Origin of the sequence: Dryocola clanedunensis subsp. sulfonylureivorans (assembly GCF_016756775.1) — a bacterium.
Classification (GTDB): Bacteria; Pseudomonadota; Gammaproteobacteria; order Enterobacterales; family Enterobacteriaceae; genus Dryocola; species Dryocola clanedunensis.
Genome location: NZ_JAERMU010000003.1, coordinates 22939 through 38946 on the forward strand (window position 1 = coordinate 22939; position 16008 = coordinate 38946).

The 16008-nt window shown below is 49.3% G+C and carries 11 protein-coding genes and 1 pseudogene; 5 read left to right on the forward strand and 7 right to left on the reverse strand.

The features are described from left to right. The first annotated feature begins 371 nt into the window (after positions 1–371). Together HYQ67_RS03645 and HYQ67_RS03650 are read left to right on the forward strand one after the other, a co-directional pair. The gene (locus HYQ67_RS03645; protein WP_202301573.1) at positions 372–2621 is read left to right on the forward strand and encodes an autotransporter outer membrane beta-barrel domain-containing protein; all 2250 of its coding nucleotides are present in this window, start codon (positions 372–374) and stop codon (positions 2619–2621) included. A 262-nt stretch (positions 2622–2883) separates the two neighbouring features. Beyond that, a complete protein-coding gene (locus HYQ67_RS03650; protein WP_202301575.1) occupies positions 2884–3495 on the forward strand; it encodes a hypothetical protein in 612 nt (203 codons plus the stop codon). Between the two features lie 285 nt (positions 3496–3780). Here HYQ67_RS03650 and HYQ67_RS03655 read toward each other — a convergent pair. Further along, a pseudogene (locus HYQ67_RS03655) lies at positions 3781–3939 on the reverse strand (DinI-like family protein); the annotation flags it as partial. Between the two features lie 1383 nt (positions 3940–5322). Between HYQ67_RS03655 and HYQ67_RS03660 the strand changes: the two are divergent. Beyond that, positions 5323–5520 carry a hypothetical protein gene (locus HYQ67_RS03660; protein ID WP_202301579.1) on the forward strand — a complete coding sequence of 66 codons (198 nt, stop codon included), beginning with the start codon at positions 5323–5325 and terminating at the stop codon, positions 5518–5520. Positions 5521–5572: 52 nt separating this feature from the next. Here the strand turns inward: HYQ67_RS03660 and ompC are convergent, their stop codons facing one another. After that, positions 5573–6748 (reverse strand): porin OmpC, encoded by a 1176-nt coding sequence (gene ompC, locus HYQ67_RS03665; protein WP_202301581.1) that lies wholly within the window; start codon positions 6746–6748, stop codon positions 5573–5575. A 477-nt stretch (positions 6749–7225) separates the two neighbouring features. Here ompC and dbpA point away from each other — a divergent pair, with 477 nt between their 5' ends. Then, positions 7226–8599: an ATP-dependent RNA helicase DbpA gene (dbpA, locus tag HYQ67_RS03670; RefSeq protein WP_202301583.1), complete on the forward strand. Its 1374-nt coding sequence runs from the start codon at positions 7226–7228 to the stop codon at positions 8597–8599. A 361-nt stretch (positions 8600–8960) separates the two neighbouring features. Here dbpA and HYQ67_RS03675 read toward each other — a convergent pair whose 3' ends face one another. The 3 genes from HYQ67_RS03675 to nifJ form a co-directional block, all read right to left on the reverse strand. Then, entirely contained in the window at positions 8961–9506 is a 546-nt protein-coding gene (locus HYQ67_RS03675) for a hypothetical protein (protein WP_202301585.1), read from the reverse strand. 6 nt (positions 9507–9512) lie between these two features. Next, the gene (locus tag HYQ67_RS03680) at positions 9513–9950 is read right to left on the reverse strand and encodes a hypothetical protein (RefSeq protein ID WP_237391076.1); all 438 of its coding nucleotides are present in this window, start codon (positions 9948–9950) and stop codon (positions 9513–9515) included. 185 nt (positions 9951–10135) lie between these two features. After that, entirely contained in the window at positions 10136–13666 is a 3531-nt protein-coding gene (gene nifJ / locus HYQ67_RS03685) for a pyruvate:ferredoxin (flavodoxin) oxidoreductase (protein WP_202301587.1), read from the reverse strand. 278 nt (positions 13667–13944) lie between these two features. Between nifJ and HYQ67_RS03690 the strand changes: the two genes are divergently transcribed. Next, positions 13945–14226: a putative hemolysin gene (locus HYQ67_RS03690; RefSeq protein WP_202301589.1), complete on the forward strand. Its 282-nt coding sequence runs from the start codon at positions 13945–13947 to the stop codon at positions 14224–14226. Between the two features lie 3 nt (positions 14227–14229). Here HYQ67_RS03690 and hslJ read toward each other — a convergent pair whose 3' ends face one another. Next, entirely contained in the window at positions 14230–14655 is a 426-nt protein-coding gene (gene hslJ / locus HYQ67_RS03695) for a heat shock protein HslJ (RefSeq protein WP_202301591.1), read from the reverse strand. Between the two features lie 170 nt (positions 14656–14825). Then, positions 14826–15815 carry a 2-hydroxyacid dehydrogenase gene (locus tag HYQ67_RS03700; protein ID WP_202301593.1) on the reverse strand — a complete coding sequence of 330 codons (990 nt, stop codon included), beginning with the start codon at positions 15813–15815 and terminating at the stop codon, positions 14826–14828. Between the last annotated feature and the right edge of the window lie 193 nt (positions 15816–16008).

The window sequence follows — 16008 nt, forward strand, 5'->3', positions numbered from 1 at the left end:
CACTACGTTAATGTTTGTTTATTTTTAAATTTGCGGGATTTAATCCTGCTATATTGTTCTTTTTTTCTTTTGCAGATGTGTGTTGTGATGTTTTGAAGTGGAAAATTCTTTCACCTATGCTTTTAATCAGAGTTTTTAGTTTGTCTTTCATTGTTGCATATTAAATGCATGTTTAAATATAATACTCTACATTGAATGGCGTAAATATATACCACTGTATGTTTTTATTATGTTGATTGGTTATTGTTACCAAGGGTTTACATCTCTATTCAATAATGGTTTTTGGATTTTCACTTTAAATGATGGAATGTTCCTTATGTAACATTGACAAGATGTTGCAAAGGATGATGAATTAAGGGAGTTCTATTGAAATGCAAAAAAAACTAATATTTAAATCGATTTATTTGGCACTTTTCGCTGGACTATCAACAACGCAGGCAATAGCAGATACCTTCGATATCAATGATGGAACTCAAAGCGAGATAACCATACCCAACGGGAATAATGTTATCAACATCCAGGATGGCTCAGTGCTTGATGTATTATATACAGGCAATGGTGATAACTTAATTAATGTTACAGGTGGCCAGATTACCGGAGCTATTGATAGTAGTTTCCAGACTGAAGGTGGTAATTATATCCAGTTATCAGGTGGTACCGTTAATTTTGTTAATGGTTCGGAAGCTAATGATACGATCATCCTTGACGGCAGTAGCATGCCCGGGGAGGGGGGATTGTACGGATCTGGGGCGATATATGGTAATGCTGGCGACAATAACATTATTATTAAATCTGGAGATGTTGTCGATGTAGTCGGTGGAAGTGGTAATGACAAAGTCGATATCTGGGGTGGAGCTATATCAGGAGCCGTTTTCGGTGGTCAGGGTAATGATATTATTGCAATACATGGTGACAATGCCGTGATAAATAGCCTTGACGGCGATTTTATGGACGATCCTGGAGGGGCGATTGATGATGATAAAATTTCGTATCGCGACACGCTTATTTTATCCGGTGTCACCGATGCGATCTCTTTAAATCCGTTGCTATTAAAAGGCGAGTCCTTTGAAAATATTACGCTGAATGACGCAACCAACATTACGCTATCTAACGACCTGTGGACTGGGAAGGAGTTTACTACTTCAGCGCTATTCGTAGATTCGACGAGCACTCTGAATATCGTAGGTTCTCAAACCGTTTACGGAAATGTTACGAACACAGGTGTAATGAGCTTAAATAACGGTGTGCCAGGTAATTCTCTGCATATTACTGGTAATTACGCTGGTAATGATGGAACTTTACAGCTGGCGACTAAACTCGGTGGCGATGATTCAGCAACGGACAAAGTAACTATCGATGGTGATACCAGTGGTAAAACATTTGTAGCTGTCACTAATGCTGGCGGCAGCGGTGCTCAAACCCTAAACGGCATTGAGTTAATTTCTGTTGGTGGGGTGTCAGATGGTGAATTTAAGCAAAAAGGGCGTATTGTAGCCGGCGCATATGACTATACCCTGGTACGTGGTACAGAAAACTTTAAAAACTGGTATCTGACGAGTACCGATACAACCCCTCCGATCATTGACCCTGTTGACCCTGTTGACCCTGTTGACCCTGTTAATCCTGTTAATCCTGTTAATCCTGTTAATAATGTTCGTCCAGAAGCTGCTGCGTATGCTGTAAACAGTGCTGCCTCCAATACGTTGTTTACTACATCACTGCATGACCGCCTGGGTGAAACGAATTATGTGGATGCATTAACCGGGGAGCGGCTTGTAACAAGCCTCTGGATGAGGAATGAGGGGGGGCATAATCGTTCTACTGATTCTAGTGGTCAGAACAATACACATGCCAACCGCTATGTGCTGCAACTTGGTGGCGACGTAGCCCAGTGGTCAACTGACGGCACAAATCGCTACCACATCGGTATGATGGGCGGTTATGCGAATCAGAAAGCCAAAACCAGTAATAACCGTACCGGTTACCATGCTGACAGCAGCATCGACGGCTACAGCGCAGGGCTTTATGGTTCGTGGTTCCAGGACAACGAAACCAGGAGTGGCGCATATTTAGATTCGTGGATGCTCTATAACTGGTTTGATAACAATATCAGCGGACAGGACAATCCTACTGAGTCATACAAATCGAAAGGAATTACAGCCTCGGTCGAAGCAGGCTATGCCTGGAAACTCACAGACATGAGTCAACGTAATGCATGGTTTGTACAGCCACAGGCACAAATTACATATATGGGAGTTAAATCTGACGATCATCAGGAAGCTAACGGTACATATGTTAAATCAGAAGGTGATGGCAACATTCAATCCCGCCTTGGTGTTCGTACGTATCTGAAAGGTCACAGTAAAATCGATGACAATAAGAATCGCACTTTCGAGCCATTTGTAGAAGCTAACTGGATTCATAACACGAAATCATTCGGGGCAAGTCTGGATGGTGTGCGTATTGATCAGGCTGGGGCACGTAATATTGGGGAACTGAAAACCGGTGTAGAAGCTAAGCTGAGTAAAAACGTTAATTTCTGGGGCAGCGTTGCCCAGCAAATAGGTGATAAAGGCTATAGTGATACAGAAGGTGTCGTTGGCGTGAAGGTAAGTTTTTAATCCAACATAAATCCTAATGGTTTTTTTCCTATATCAAATGGCGCCTTAAAGGTGTCATTTGATACTTATTAGTTGTAACACTAATAATTAGTTAGATTATGACATTAAATGGTTAAAGACTTCGAGTAATAAATAAACTTGATCGTATCCTCCAGAGTAACTATATCTTGTCTAAAATCCACTTGTCAGCTCTAAGTGAAATGAAACTGGATGGGAATGTTATTATAGGTGAGAAGCTGCATTATGGCTAAAGGAGAAAAGGATGTCATTGTGTCTGTTAAGCGATAATAAATATTTGTGTGTGGGTGTTGCATCTAGTGTTGATAAGGTTATTTGTGTTTCCTCTGATGCATTGATAAACAATAAGGAGTTGTTTTATGATATGTTAGAAGAAAGTAAGGTTCGCATAGTATTAATAAGTATATCTAATGATGCATTGTTAATGAAGGCTATTGAATTGACATGTAAGCAAAAAAATATACTGGTGTTCGTTGAGTGTCCGTCTTGTGTTCATATACCAGAGGTGAATGTTTGTGGTGTTATTATGCTGCATCGGACATTAACATTTTCAAAACTATATGAAATAGCCCTTGCTAAAGATTTAAAGAGATATTGCTTTCCAATGATCGGTTTTTCAAAAAAACAAGAAGTGATCTGTTTGACTTTATTGTCAATATTGCAATGTGGGACAGGGTCGGGTGGGCTTATTCCTAATGTGCATATATCCGCAAAAAAAATTAGCAGGCAAAAAATGAAATTATCCAGAGATATGTATATCAATGGTGTTAATTTTATTTTGCTTTTAAAGTTACTGAAGTTGTTCTATGGGATATTTAAAATAAAATGTAATGTCAAAACACCCGTGTCGCAATAAAGATACAGTATAGATGACGAGTGTGTTTCAGAATCGATTCGATAAAACTCCTGCAGCTTGGTATTGAATAATAAAAAAATAAAGTACGCTAAGTCATCAAGGAGTCTTATTTACTACTTGCTATCTACAGGAAGCCAGAATCGACGAAATCCGGTTTGAATATGCAAGCAGGTATCAGCGCACATAGTCACCCCTTTACTAGCGTGCGTTTTTATTTCTTTCAATATAGTTGTTAACTATTAAATAGCGTATTTACACCCCCTATGATCATGTTGTCCATAAGCGCTACTCGCTAACGAGCCAGAATTCGGCCTCTTCAAACATATCTTCAACCAGGCGGTTAAGCTTTTCCTTCTCCGTTTTAGTGCAGTCGCTGTTCACCGCATTGGCCTGCATTGGCTTAACGCGCACATCAGCGGTCGGGAATACAGTATACACCCGCTTTGCTTGGGGCGCTTATTGACCTACGAAACTTTCGTGGGTGACTGCCCCGATAATTTCGGGATTGTCTTGTGAGTAACTTTTGGTTACCTGCAAATTCTGAGGCCATAATGACCCGCGCAAAAATAGAATAGCCTTTAAAGGAGCTGTTCACCCGATTCGTTCAGCGGTCGTTTCGTAACCTCGTGACTAATAGTCACACGGCTACCGCAGCTCTCGGCGTAAAGCGTTGGAACCTCTAAACCACGTTTAACGTTGTTTTGCATTAAGCAATAATACCAACACCTACCGATTCCGCTGGAACGACGGAGTTAGACCAAATCAGCCAGTAATGCAATTCTAACGAATTGTTATAATTAAGCCTGTTCAAGGAGTCAGGCAATTCTCGCGATTAGCTATAATTACATGGATTCAATGGGTTGCGATGTCCGTACGTTAAACGTTCGGAGCTGTTTAAACTAGACACATCACCGAGTTTGATTTGTGTGCGCGATTTCCAATTGACCACAATTCAACCATCCCTCTCCCTCCTCAAATCCCACTATTCAGCCTCATACCCGACTTTAAAGCCCCAGAAACCGACCCTTAATCCGACTAAGGTCGGGTACGGTTTTTGGCATAACCAACTGATTAGTAGTGAAATATCTCTCCATACCCGACTTACCCGACCAAACCGACCATGTTTTGCTTATATATAGAGATTTTTTGAATCTTGATTTAAACCTCAGAACTTCTCGTATAGATCACCGTCTGCAACAATGGCAGAAAATTAAATGGGGGTATCATTGGGGGTTCTTTGTTTTTTAAATTAAAATAAATAATGTTAAATCAATGCATTATATGTCATGTATTGCTCCCGCTGACCGCTCCAGCCTTCCCCTCATCGCCTTGCGCAATATTGCCGCTGGTGGCCCCTCGTATACAGAATCGCAAAGCGAGACACCCTGACCTGCGAATACATGCTCCCAGAAATCTGAACTACAAACCTGTCTGCAATACCCAGGAAGCGCTTCTGTCGGAGATGGCTAAAGCGCAGGGCGCTTTACTGAAGCCAGATCATTAAGCCACAATGAATTCGTGTTTAATTCATGCTGTAATTTGATGATTTGGATTAAGTTACTTATAAATCAATAATAATATATCCGTGCAAACCACTGTGCAGGTCGTTATACATAGTAAACCTGTCAGGGAAAAGACAGGAAGACTTCTGGTACTGCTGTGTATTTACGGGGCCTGATCGATGTCGACAGGCTCCCGGATTTTTCTCTCCACATCCACATCCACCTCCACCTCCCTCTTCCATAATGTGACTACCAATATGAACGCAATGGCGTCTCTGCCAGGTTGTGCTAATTTTTTTATGGGTAATCATATGAGAACAAGGTAATGAGCCAGGATGAAGAGCGCGTTCAGCTCATTGGTTGTGCCATAGGTGCAGCCGTGGTGAGTTTGATTGCAGATGGCAGGGTGATTAATCGCGATAACATCGTTAGCGAACTATACCGCCAGGGTAAAACTCTCGGCGATGGGGTGGGCAGCATTATCAGCCACGAAGCGGTAGAGATTGTTATGCGGGGCATCTGAGGATTAAAAATAATAAGGCCTGCGCTTGCAGGCCTTATTAGCTATTGCTTAATCAGAACTGGTATACCAGGCCTAAAGCAACGATATCGTCGGTAGAGATGCCGTTGTCTTTATAGAACTGATCGTCTTCATCCAGCAGGTTGATTTTGTAATCAACGTAGGTGGACATGTTTTTGTTGAAGTAGTAAGTCGCGCCAATATCTGCGTATTTAACCAGGTCTTTGTCGCCGACATCGCCAGTTCTGCTGGTATCTGAGCTCAGATCCTTACCTTTAGACATCAGGAAGGAAACCGCCGGACGCAGACCGAAGTCGAACTGATACTGTGCAGTCACTTCAAAGTTCTGCGTTTTATCAGCAACACCGTTCTCGTTACCGTAAGGCGTCATGTTACGGGTTTCAGAATACATAGTTGCCAGATAAATGTTGTTGGCATCGTATTTCAGGCCGGCAGTCCATGCATCAGCTTTGTCACCGCCTGCGGTGGTGTGGGTGATCTGGTCATTTGAACGGTCAGATGACGCATAGGCCGCGCCAGCGCTGAAGCCCATGCCCAGATCGTAAGAGGTAGACAGGCCCCAGCCGTCGCCATTTTCGTAGCGAACGTCGTTATCACCTTTGTAGTTTGTGTCCGTAGCAAATTTCTCCGTGTCGTTGTTACCACGGCTTGCAGTGCCTTCCTGACCGTTGCTCTTGCTTTCGTTAGCGCCCTGGTACTGCGCGGCGATGCTCAGGCCGTCGACCAGACCGAAGAAATCGGTATTACGGTAGGTGGCCACACCGTTGGCACGGCTGGTCATGAAGTTATCGGCCTGGGAGTAGGAGTCGCCGCCGAACTCTGGCAGCATATCGGTCCAGCCTTCCACGTCGTACAGCACACCGTAGTTACGACCGTAGTCGAATGAGCCGTAGTCGCCAAATTTCAGGCCAGCAAACGCCAGACGAGTCCAGGAGTTGTCGCCGTTGCTTTCTGTGTTGTTTGCCTGAACGTTATATTCCCACTGGCCATAGCCGGTCAGCATATCGTTAATCTGCGTTTCGCCTTTGAAGCCCACACGAACGTAGGTCTGGTCGCCATCTTTACCGGCATCGTCGGAGAAATAGTGCAGGCCGTCGACTTTGCCATAAAGATCCAGCTTGTTGCCGTCTTTATTATAAACTTCAGCTGCATGAACGGAACCCGCTGCCAGTAATGCAGGGATAAGAATTGCCAATGTTTTTCTAAACATACAGAACACCCTCTGAGTATAATTTTTATGAACTAATTGGTGAATATTTGCACGAGATGGCTCGTGAACTTATCGTACTCAGATAGTTCAAATCCCTTTATGAAGCAGTTGTAAGAAAAAGACGTATAACATTGCAAATCATCACCGCTGAAATCATTATTTGTTTTATGAATGAATGACTTAGATTCATCATGGTAGGTATATTTACATTCTCACATGTCGATATAAACCAAATAACTGTTATTTTCCATGGCGATAAGCTGGTTATTTAAGTTGCTCTTCAAGAGGGAGGTGTGTTCTTCATTGATTTATATTCGCGCAACCCGGAAATATAATGTGACAATCATCTCAATTAATTACGTTACATTTCAGAGTGGCTGGAAATGTGATCTTTTGCAGAGAAATGACCCCATCACGCGATTCTGCTAGACTACGCGCCAGCCGCTGCCTGCCAGCCCATCTAGTGAGAGTAAAACTGTGACATCTTTTTCAACCTTAAACGTCCTGCCTGCGGAACAAATCGCCAACCTTAATGAGCTGGGCTATCTGTCCATGACGCCCGTTCAGGCGGCCGCGCTGCCCGCTATCCTCGCAGGGAAAGATGTCCGTGCGCAGGCGAAGACCGGCAGCGGCAAAACCGCCGCCTTCGGCCTCGGCCTGCTGCAGCACATTGATGCCAGCCAGTTCATCACCCAGTCGCTGGTGCTTTGCCCAACGCGCGAGCTGGCGGACCAGGTTGCCAAAGAGCTGCGCCGTCTGGCTCGCTACATGCCGAATATTAAAATCCTGACGCTGTGCGGCGGCCAGCCGTTTGGCGTCCAGCGTGACTCCCTGACTCATGCCCCGCACGTTATTGTGGCCACGCCAGGCCGCCTGCTGGACCATCTGAAGAAAGAGACGGTCAGGCTGGATGCGCTGCAAACATTGGTGCTGGACGAAGCGGACCGCATGCTGGATATGGGCTTTGCGGAGGCCATTGATGAAGTTATCAGCCACGCGCCGGCAAAGCGCCAGACGCTGCTGTTCTCCGCCACCTGGCCAACCGCCATCGCCGCAATCAGCTCCCGCGTACAGCGCGAGCCACTGACCATCGAAATCGATTCAGTCGATGAGCTGCCGTCCGTTGAACAACAGTTTTACGAAGTATCCCGCAGCGGTAAAATTGGCCTGCTGCAAAAGCTGCTCAGCAAGCATCAGCCCGCATCCTGCGTCGTTTTCTGCAATACTAAAAAAGATTGCCAGGCCGTCTGCGACGCGCTGAGCGAAAGCAACCAGAGCGTGCTGGCGCTGCACGGCGATATGGAACAGCGTGACCGCGACCAGACGCTGGTGCGCTTTGCCAACGGCAGCAGCCGCGTGCTGGTGGCTACAGACGTTGCTGCGCGCGGGCTGGATATTAAAGCTCTGGAAATGGTCATTAACTACGAACTGTCCTGGGATCCCGAAGTGCACGTCCACCGCATTGGCCGTACCGCGCGTGCCGGACAGAGTGGCCTGGCCATCAGCTTCTGTGCGCCGGAAGAAGCGCAGCGGGCGAGCGTGCTGGCAGACATGCTGCATTTGTCCCTGAACTGGCAGCAGGCACCAACCGGTATCACCATCAAGCCGCTGGAAGCAGAAATGGCGACGCTGTGCATTGATGGCGGTAAGAAAGCGAAAATGCGCCCGGGCGATATTCTCGGTGCGTTAACAGGTGACATGGGCCTGGACGGCGCGGACATCGGTAAAATAGATGTGCATCCGATCCACGTCTACGTTGCCGTTCGCCAGTCCGTTGCCCGCCACGCCTGGAAGCAGCTGCAGCAGGGCAAGATTAAAGGCAAATCCGTTAAGGTTCGTTTGTTTAAGTAAGTCGCTTCTCGGCCAGGTCTGCCTCATCTATCCCGGCACTCGCTCGGATAGTTTTGGGCGTCTTCCACCATCCAGGGCGTTAGCGAGGTCACCAGATAATGTGCACCCAACTGATGTCCTCGGCAGCACGCTCCGGGCTGCCGACATAGATGCAGCGATACTGCCGCTGGCCTTTATCTTTCTGATACGGCGCTCAATGGCTTCCAGTACGTGAGGGTGGTTAAGATCGTGACCATAGTCCATGGAAACAGCCAAATAGCGAGGGCCGACAAAGTAATTATTTACAAGGCGCTGGCGCGGTTGTGGGCAGAGTAATCGGCTATCTGCAAACGCCGATTACCCTAAAAATGTTTGCTCGCCGCTATGGAAACAATTCATGCAGAAATGCTTCACGAGAAAGCGTGTAGTGTGATGCTTCCTCATTCGTTATTTTCCCGTCGGAAAGCTGCTTTTGTTTCTCTGCTTCAAAGCGCTTGTCTTTTGCCATAAACAGGGCGGTAAGATAGCTGGCATCTTTTTCATTTTCTTTATCATATTGCGCTATCAGGCTTTCAAAGCACCGCGCATCGCCGGGTCTGATTCTTTCTTTGAGCATGCACTCGGTCAGTAACCCCGTTTTATTTTGTTTCTCTTTATTTAAAACCTGTAGCTGCTGCAATGCCGTGTCATACTGCTGTTCTGCCAGTAATAAACTTAAATACATATTGCGAATATTTATATTTTTCGGATTTTCATCTACTAGCGTTTTCATCTTGTTGATGATCGCGGGTTTGCTAATATCCTCTGTTTTTACATACTCGCTGACCAGAGCCGAAGCGGCTTCTGTGGTTCTGTCCGTGTGTGCGTCGGTTACAGCTTCAGCGGGTAGAATAAATAAAGAGAAAAACAGTGCTATGAAAAATTTCATGGTCATTTACCCGGTAAAAGATTGAAGTTTTATAGTCTTTTTAAGACTGCCTGGGAATGGAATGATCTGACCGGTATAATCAGAAAGAATGTAGCCACCTTCAATGGTAATTGTTGGTGTGATGTATTTATTTGCCTTCATGAAAAAATCAGTGCTCCCAATGATAATGTCATCTAATCCTGCGGCAAAAGAATCACCTGTTTCGTTGTTTAGTATATATTTTCGCTGATCAATATTGTTAATAACAGAGCACCAGAACAGAAGTTTGCCAGAACCATTAGCTTTTGCAGCATTACTGTTTCCATGCGCAGAGAGATAAATTTTTTTTCCATGTTTTTCATCATGCTCTTTGAGAATTAATGAAAGAGAGAAACTGGCATGAATGCCGACCCCTTCGAGTGGAAGGCTCGCAAGTTGAGAAAAGTGAAAGTTTCTGATCGGCATCGTTTTTTCATCCTTGATGTGTTTTCTTTAAAATATTAGATAATGGCTGGCAGTTGTAGAAGACATTGTAAATTAGGAATTTTACTCGCAATTAAATTATTGAGTAGAGTTAACACTTATCTAACCACCAGATCCGTATTGTAGGGGGGATAAGCGCCAGCGTCATCCCCCGTATTGCATGCAGTCTACTCGCCTGAGGCTTTCTCCGCTTTTCCTGCCATCCGGGCCAGGAAGTCGTATCTTTTCTGCAGGTCTTCTGCTGCATCCTTCCACAGCTGCTCGGCAACGTCCGGCTGTTGGGCGTTCAGGCGGCGGAAGCGCTGCTCTTTTATCAGCGTATCGGCTAACGCATCTGAAGGTGGACGAGAGTCCAGCGCAAGCGGCAGCTTGCCTTCGTCCGCGCGGCGCGGGTCGAAGCGGTACAGCGGCCAGAAGCCGGTGGCGGTGAGCTGACGCATCTGATCGTGGCTCAGCGCCAGATCGTAGCCGTGCTCCTCACAAGGGCTGTAGGCGATAATCAGCGACGGGCCAGGATAAGCCTCCGCTTCCTGAATCGCCTTCACCGTCTGGTTCAGCTGTGCGCCAAGCGAGATTTGCGCCACATAAACATGCCCGTACATCATCATGCTGACGCCGAGATCTTTACGTGCTTTGCGCTTGCCGTGCTCGCCAAACTTGGTGACCGCGCCGAGCGGCGTGGCTTTAGACGCCTGGCCGCCGGTGTTGGAGTAACACTGGGTATCCAGCACCAGAATGTTGACGTTTTCAGTCAGGCTCAGCACGTGATCGAGGCCGCCGAAGCCAATGTCATACGCCCAGCCGTCGCCGCCAATCAGCCAGATAGATTTCTCCACCAGCGCGTCGGCGTCGGTCAGTAGCTGATGGGCATCCGCGTCATCCACGTTAGCCAGATGCTGGCGCAGAGCGACAACCTGCTCGCGGCGAACTTCCGGGGTAGCCTCAGCGTGAAGCTGCTCGTTGAGTTCCGCTGGCAGCCGGTCGGCAAATTTTTCCAGCAGGCGCATCACGCGGGCGCGGTGCTGATCGACAGTCAGGCGGAAGCCGAGCCCAAATTCAGCGTTGTCCTCGAACAGCGAGTTCGCCCAGGCCGGGCCGCGTCCGTTGGCATCCGTGGTGTAAGGCGTGGAGGGGAGGTTACCGCCATAAATCGATGAGCAGCCGGTGGCGTTAGCAATCAGCATGCGGTCGCCGTAGAGCTGGGTGAGCAGTTTGATATACGGCGTTTCGCCACAGCCGGAGCAGGCACCGGAATACTCGAACAGCGGCTGGAGCAGCTGCGAAGTACGGATGTCGATACGCTCAAGGCTGGTGCGCTCCATCTCCGGCATGCTGAGGAAGAAATCGTAGTTCTCTTTCTCTTCTTCAACGTGCTCAAGGCGCGACATCATGTTGATGGCCTTGATCTCCGGGTTCTGGCGATCTTTCGCCGGGCAGACTTCCACGCACAGGTTACAGCCGGTGCAGTCTTCTGGCGCAACCTGAAGCACGTACTTTTGCCCCTTCATATCGCGAGACTTCACATCCAGCGATTGCAGGGCAGCGGGGGCATGTTCCATCACATCCGGCTGAACCACCTTCGCGCGGATTGCCGAGTGCGGGCAGGCCGCGACGCAGTGGTTGCACTGGGTGCAGATGTCCGGCTTCCAGATAGGGATCTCTTCGGCAATATTGCGTTTTTCCCACTGGGTGGTGCCCATCGGCCAGGTGCCGTCCGGCGGCAGGGCGGAAACGGGCAGGGCGTCGCCCAGACCTGCCAGCATGGCTGCGGTAACAGTTTTGACGAAATCTGGTGCCGCATCGGAAACCACCGGCGGGCGCATCGGGCTGCTTTCGTTGACGTCCTGGAGCTGAACCTCCGCCAGCGATTCGCGGGCCAGCGCCAGCGCCTGCCAGTTACGCTCGACCAGCTCCTGGCCTTTGCTGCTGTAGCTTTTGGCAATCGCGCCCTGCAGCTCGGCCAGCGCGCTGTCCCCCGGCAGGATGTTAGTCAGATGGAAGAACGCCATCTGCATGACGGTGTTGATACGCGCGCCAAGCTGGCATTCACGGGCGATTTTCGCCGCGTTAACCACGAAGAAGCGCGCTTTCTTCTGGTTTAGCACCGCCTGCACTTCCTGTGGCAGCCGGTGCCAGACCTCATCCGCGCCGTAAGGCGTATTGAGCAGGAAGATCCCGCCGGGCTTCAGGCGCTCCGCCATCTGGTATTTGTCGATAAACTGCAGCTGGTGGCAGCCGACAAAGTCAGCCCGGTCGATCAGATAGGTGGCGTTGATCGGCTGCTCGCTGACGCGCAGGTGGGAAACCGTCAGGCCGCCAGCCTTCTTCGAGTCATAAACGAAATAGCCCTGGGTAAAGAACGGCGTCGAGTTACCGATGATTTTAATGTTATTTTTGGTTGCCGAGACGCTGCCGTCGCTGCCCAGACCATAAAACAGCGCTTCCAGCTTCGAGCGGGACGGCAGGGTGTTTTCCGGCAGCGGCAGGGAGAGGTTAGTCACGTCGTCGTAAATGCCGACGGTGAAACGAGGACGAGGCTTAGCTTCTTTCAGCTCGTTAAACACCGCCAGCACGCAGTCAGGGCCGAACTCTTTGGAGGAGAGACCATAGCGCCCGCCAATCACGCGCGGCAGCGTTTCGCGGTCGCCACGGTTGAAGGCTTCGGCAAGCGAGGTCATCACGTCCAGATAAAGCGGCTCCGCCAGCGCGCCGGGCTCTTTAGTTCTGTCGAGCACCGCAACGTGACGGGCGCTTTGCGGCAGTACTTCCAGCAGATGGTCCGCAGAGAAAGGACGGAACAGGCGAACTTTAAGGACGCCAACTTTCTCGCCGCGCTGTAAAAGCTCATCAACCACTTCTTCGCAGGTGCCGATTGCGGAACCCATCAGGATAATCACGCGTTCGGCCTGCGGGTGGCCGTAGTATTCAAACGGACGATACTGGCGCCCGGTTGCGGCGGCGAAGCTGTCCATCGCCTGCTCTACGTGTTCGTAAACCGCGTTGTACCACGGGTTCGTCGCCTCGCGGGACTGGAAATAGGTGTCCGGGTTCGCAGAGGTGCCGCGAATAACTGGATGATCCGGGTTCAGCGCCCGGGCACGGTGTTCGTCAATCTCCTTTTGCGGCAGAAGATCCAGAATGGTGCTGTCCGCCAGCGGAGCAATCTTGTTGATTTCATGGGAGGTGCGGAAGCCGTCGAAGAAGTGAATAAACGGCACGCGGCTTTTCAGCGTCGCAATGTGCGAAATCAGCGCGAAGTCCTGCGCTTCCTGAACGCTGCTGGCGCAAAGCATGGCGCAGCCGGTCTGGCGAATGGCCATCACATCGGAGTGGTCGCCAAAAATAGACAGCGCATGAGTGGCGACCGTACGGGCGGCAACGTGCAGTACAAACGGCGTTAACTGCCCGGCCAGCTTGTACAGCGTGGGGATCATCAACAGCAGACCCTGCGATGAGGTAAATGAAGTCGAGAGGGCGCCCGTTTGCAGCGCGCCGTGGACGGTAGCGATAGCCCCGGCTTCAGACTGCATCTCTACTACCCTGGGCGTATCGCCCCAGACGTTTTTCCGATCGTCGCCGGACCAGGCATCCGCCAGCTCCGCCATCGTTGAACTTGGGGTAATAGGGTAGATGGCAATAACTTCACTGGCACGAAACGCCACGGAGGCGACTGCACCATTGCCGTCGATAGTGATCATAAGTGACCCTTACATTGCGCAAAAACAAAAGACCCGCCTGACTCCGCGAGCCGAAGAATAATGCATTAAGTTTAGCAAAGGGCTGGAGACGCGATTTTTGCTTTTGTGTGATAGAAATTGACTGATGAATAGTTGCAGATGGGAATTGTCTGAAGTTTTATTCTGAAAGGTGACCTATAACACAAATTAAGACACTTTATGTTGCCTGTTACCCTCGACGTAGCGTGTGGCTGGCGCTTATGATTCTTAGGTTTTGCAACGTTCGAGGGAGAAGAGGAATGCGCGCTGCGTTTTTAGCCGGGTATGCCGCACTGGTGTTATCCACGTCACTGTTATCGGCATGCAGTAATGAACCACCGCAACAAGCGACCGCTGCACACGTTTCTCCGGGAATGAGAGCGGCAATGTCAGGCCAGAGTCAGGCAAACTGTGCAATGATTGGCGGGACGCTGAGCGTCGCTCGTCAGCTGGACGGTTCTGCTATCGGCATGTGTGCCATGCCCAACGGCAAACGCTGTAGTGAAAACGCGCTTGCCGCCGGTACCTGCGGGACTTACTAAGTCTTAGTTGACCAGATCGGCCAGTTTATACACTAAAGTGTGCTGGCTGGTTTTCAGCGTCAGCTGCTGTTTTGCCAGTTCAACCTGTGCGCCGCTGGTCAGCATGTCGTTAAGCATGTGATCCAGCTGGTTAAGCTGTGGCTCAACGCACATCATCATCGTCATACCAAGGCCTTTTGCCGACAGAGTGTTATCGGCAAGCGTTGCCTGCCCCATAAAGCGGTTACACATCGCACCATAAACATGCATATTTTCACCGAAGCTCAGTTCCGGCACACGTTTGATGCCGGTCAGCGGCTTGCCGTCCACGCTTTGCAGCAGATAGCGGTGATGTTGCAGATCCTGCGCGGTGACAGCTTGTTTATCACTGGACTGAGCACAGCCAGTGAGCACCATGGTTGCCAGCATCAGCGAAGCTAATTTTTTCATCTCTTCTCCCTAAGGTATTGATGTCATCAATGAATTTGCGCCACTTTGGCAAAAAGCGGGCCGGGTTGCAGTAAGGATAATCTTAAAAATAGTCGGTGGATGACGCCCTGCGGCTTACTACCGTAGGCCGGATAAGCGAAGCGCCATCCGGCATTGTACGGTGGACCGAATCAGTTCACCTGATTGGCGCAAGGCTCGCCGTTCTCAAGCTGACGCAGGTTCTCCAGCGTGGTCTCGGAAATGCTGGTTAACGCCTCGGCTGTCAGGAAGGCCTGGTGGCCGGTGAACAGCACGTTGTGGCATGCGGAAAGACGGCGGAAAACATCATCCTGAATCACATCATTAGATTTGTCTTCGAAGAACAGATCGCGTTCATTTTCATAAACGTCCATCCCAAGCGCGCCGATTTTCTGCGTTTTCAGCGCTTCAATCGCCGCCTGCGAATCAATCAGGCCACCGCGGCTGGTGTTAATGACCATCACGCCATCTTTCATCTGATCGAACGCGGAATGGTTCAACAAATGATAGTTTTCAGCCGTCAGCGGGCAGTGCAGCGAGATAACGTCTGACTGGGCGAACAGCGTCGGCAGATCGACGTACTCGACGCCCATCTCCAGCGCCGCAGCGCTTGGGTACGGATCGAACGCCAGCAGGCGCATACCAAACCCTTTTAATATACGCAGCGTCGCTACGCCGATTTTACCTGTCCCGATGACGCCAGCAGTTTTGCCGTACATGGTGAAGCCCGTCAGCCCTTCGAGAGAGAAGTTAGCATCGCGGGTCCGCTGATAAGCGCGGTGAATACGACGATTCAGGCACATCATCATCCCGATAGCATGCTCGGCGACGGCTTCCGGTGAGTACGCCGGTACGCGCACTACCGGTAAGCCCAGCTCTTTAGCGGCATCCAGATCCACGTTATTGAAGCCCGCGCAGCGCAGAGCGATAAACTTCACGCCTTGATTTTTCAGCTCTTCCAGCACCGGGCGGCTGCCATCGTCGTTAACAAAAATACAGACGCCGTCACAGCCGTGTGCCGTTTTGGCCGTTTTTTCGGTTAGTAGGAAGTCATAAAATTCAAGTTCGAAGCCATATTCCTGGTTAACATTCTCCAGATACTTCTTGTCATACTGTTTTGTGCTGTACACGGCCAGTTTCATAAGACTTTTCTCCAGATGGTTTTGGGGCTAAATTATCATGCTTAAAATTTTCTTACAATTCTTAAACTAAAGTTTTTACGGGCCATCAGCCCCCATCATTTACCGCTGATCTAAGCTTAGTCGATGGTGCGTTCTTCACGCCCGGTCAGAATCGTGCCAGAATAGCGGCATCGCTCGGCATAAATTTCCGCTG